This window comes from Planktotalea sp. (genome assembly GCF_049680325.1).
Lineage (GTDB): Bacteria > Pseudomonadota > Alphaproteobacteria > Rhodobacterales > Rhodobacteraceae > Planktotalea.
Genome location: NZ_JBAUHO010000124.1, coordinates 1 through 3,091, shown reverse-complemented (window position 1 = coordinate 3,091; position 3,091 = coordinate 1). Strand labels below are relative to the sequence as shown.

Sequence of the window (3,091 nt, the reverse complement as noted above, 5' to 3'; positions counted from 1 at the left end):
GCACCGCCCTGCCCTTTGAAAGCGCCGCTGCGCACATCGCTCGCGAAACGCTCCATTCGATCCAGCGTCGCCAGAACCTCTGGCATGACGTCAGCGCCATCGACGATGACGCTGTCACCGTCCAGGTTGCGCAGTGCCGTGTGCAGGACTGCGCGCCTTTCGGTTTCATTGATCTTTTCGCCAGCAAACATCGCATCACGTTTGGCCGCGACTCCGGCGGTTTGCGCCAAGGCCAACAAAGCGTCGCGAGAGGCTTGCGTGATACCCGTTTTGGAATAATCAAACAGCATTTCGAGCGCTGTCACCGAAAACGCGCCAGCGCGGTTTGGATCGGTATTGAAAAGCTCGAGAATATTCGCGCCCGTGTCGAGCGATTTGATATCATCCCACATAGTCTTTATCCTCTTACGGTGCCCAGTGGACATCTGCGCCGCTAAGAACGGCTTTGATCGGAGCATCCACAGGCTTTAAACTTTTTGCCTTTTCAAAGGCTTCTCGTTTTTCAGCACCAATAATGACGATATGTTTGCGCAGCGCCCCATCCAGCACCCGCGCGCTTAGCGTGATGCGGGGTTCTTGCGCACCGGGCGCGCGCATCGGCACCAGAATCGGCGCATTGCTTGCCAGCGCTTCGGTCAGTTTATCCGCACCGGGAAAGATCGATGCGGTGTGCATATCAGTGCCCATGCCCAGCAGCAAAACTGCAATCGGCAGCTCTGGCGCGATCATCGCCTCTAGTTCAGGCAAGACCTCTTCGGGTGTTTCAGCAGGCGCATAAAGCGGCAAATGACGGGCTTTGGCTGCGCGGTTCACCAGCAGGCGTTCACGAATGAGTTTGGTGTTGGAACGATCACTATCGGTCGGCACCCAGCGTTCATCTGTAAGCATCACATCGACGCGCTCCCACGGAAGGTCAGCTGCGCATAAATCGTCAAACAGCGGCCCCGGTGTTGTGCCGCCCGGCACTGCCAGACAGGCGCGCTCATCATGATGCAGCGCCGCGTTCAGATCGCCGGCAATACGGTTGGCCAGATCGATCATCATCATATCTGAATCGGGGTATTCGATGAAATTCATGCTTTTATCTCCCGCCAAACGCGACCGTCGCGCGCAATCATAGCTATAGCATCGGTCGGGCCTTCGCTTCCACTGTCGTATGGTTTAGGCACTTCGCCGCGCGCTTGCCAGCCCTCGATGATCGGATCGGTCCAGGCCCAAGCCGCCTCAACTTCGTCTCCGCGCATGAACAGGGTCTGGTTGCCGCGGATCACATCCATAATCAAACGTTCGTAAGCATCGGGAATATCTGATGCCGCAGGGCCAAGCGCCTTTGCAAAGCTCATGTCGAGCGGCACATCCACAAGCCGCATACCGCCCGGGCCCGGTTCCTTGATTGTGACATCAAGCGTCATGCCCTCGTTTGGCTGCAAGCGGATGCGCAATTCGTTATTATGTCGCCCTGCGTCGGCCCCGAAAATCGAATGTGGCGCATCTTTGAACACAACAGCAATTTCCGAAGTGCGCGCTTTGAGGCGTTTACCTGTGCGCAGATAAAACGGCGTGCCCGCCCAACGCCAGTTACTGATTGCAACCTTCAGTGCAACGAAACTTTCGGTTTTGCTGCTGGGGTCTTCCGCATGGGTTCTATAATCTGGCTGATCCGGCCCTGCACCATATTGTCCGCGCACGATGTGATGGGGCGAAACGGGCTCAAGCGCGCGAATGACTTTCAACTTCTCATCGCGCACTGCGTCAGGATCGAATTTCGCAGGTGGCTCCATCGCGATCAGGCACAAGAGCTGCATCAAATGGTTTTGCACCATATCGCGCATTGCACCAGATTTGTCATAATAGCCGCCGCGCCCGCCAACACCGACAGTTTCCGCAACTGTAATCTGGATATGATCCACGTACTGGCTGTTCCAGAGCGGTTCGAACAACATATTGCCAAAGCGCACAGCCATCAGGTTCTGAACGGTTTCCTTACCCAAATAGTGATCGATGCGGTAAATCTGCGTTTCGTCAAAGTGCAAAGCAAGCGACGCATTGAGCGCTTTGGCCGTGGCAAGATCACGCCCGAACGGCTTTTCCACCACGATGCGGCTATCGTCATCCGCCATGTCAAAACTGTGCAAACGCTCGGCAAGATCGCCAAACAGGCTGGGAGCAACCGAGAAATAGAACGCATTCACAAGCTCTTTGCGCACTTTTCCTGCTAGCTCGGCCCATCCTGTATCGCCGCGCGCATCAACAGTGACATAATCAATGCGCTGCAAGAATTCTTCTAACGTGCCGTCCTCGCAAGAACGCCCACCGCCAAATTCACGAACGGCATCAGCAACGATTGCGCGAAACTCGGCCGCGTCATGTTCGCCGCGCGCCGCGCCAATGATCTGGCTTTCCGGGGGGATTTGACCCGCGCAATAGCGGCGAAACAAGCCCGGCAAGATCTTGCGACGCGCAAGATCGCCCGTGCCGCCAAAGATGACAAGATCAAAGGGTTCAACAGGAATTACGCGTGAAACCATGAAAGCGCTCCAAGTTCTAAATCGCGCCGTTAGCGCTAACAGTTACTGTTCATGCATCCTTTAGCGCGAACATTCTCGAATGTCTAACACTGCTTTGTAACATCACAATGGTGTCAGGCTTTCTTTGGGCACTTTTCTGCGCGCGCCACTCGGGTTAAGGGAAAACAGAGGCCAAGTTAAGGATGATCCATGAAAGATCTGAACGTGCAGACCCTGCCTGCGGAAAAATTTTCTGATCCTTTTGTCACGCATAAGGGTGAAAAGCGCGCAAGCGTCGCGCTGAGCAATGCGCAGACCCTTTGGTTCAACACCGGCACGCTTTGCAATATCGAATGTGCGAATTGCTATATCCTTAGCTCTCCCAAGAATGATGCGTTGGTTTACATCACCGCCGCTGAGGTGCGCGATTATCTGGATCAACTGGAACAACGCAAATGGGGCGTGCGCGAAATCGCGTTCACGGGCGGTGAGCCGTTCATGAACCCCGAAATGATCGAGATGACCCGCGCGTCGCTGGAGCGTGGTTATGACGTTTTGATCCTGACAAATGCGATGCGCCCGAT

The 3,091-nt window shown here is 55.2% G+C and carries 3 protein-coding genes and 1 pseudogene; 1 reads left to right on the top strand and 3 read right to left on the bottom strand.

From position 1 onward, the window contains the following. The 3 genes and pseudogenes from WBC85_RS05585 to zwf all read right to left on the bottom strand — a co-directional run. A pseudogene (locus WBC85_RS05585) lies at positions 1–392 on the bottom strand (glucose-6-phosphate isomerase); the annotation flags it as partial. 13 nt (positions 393–405) lie between these two features. Beyond that, on the bottom strand, positions 406–1,077 hold the full coding sequence (gene pgl, locus WBC85_RS05580; protein ID WP_424433818.1) for a 6-phosphogluconolactonase: 672 nt from the start codon (positions 1,075–1,077) through the stop codon (positions 406–408). Then, the gene (gene zwf / locus WBC85_RS05575; RefSeq protein WP_424433816.1) at positions 1,074–2,528 is read right to left on the bottom strand and encodes a glucose-6-phosphate dehydrogenase; all 1,455 of its coding nucleotides are present in this window, start codon (positions 2,526–2,528) and stop codon (positions 1,074–1,076) included. The genes pgl and zwf overlap by 4 nt, the downstream gene beginning before the upstream one ends. 189 nt (positions 2,529–2,717) lie before the next feature. On the opposite strand from zwf, the gene WBC85_RS05570 reads away from it, so the two are divergent. Then, positions 2,718–3,091 (top strand): radical SAM protein (locus tag WBC85_RS05570; RefSeq protein ID WP_424433814.1); only part of this gene is annotated, 374 nt, incomplete at its 3' end.

Coding starts and splice junctions, on each gene's coding strand:
- pgl (WP_424433818.1), bottom strand. CDS start 1,077: ATGAATTTCATCGAATACCCCGATTCAGATATGATGATGATCGATCTG.
- zwf (WP_424433816.1), bottom strand. CDS start 2,528: ATGGTTTCACGCGTAATTCCTGTTGAACCCTTTGATCTTGTCATCTTT.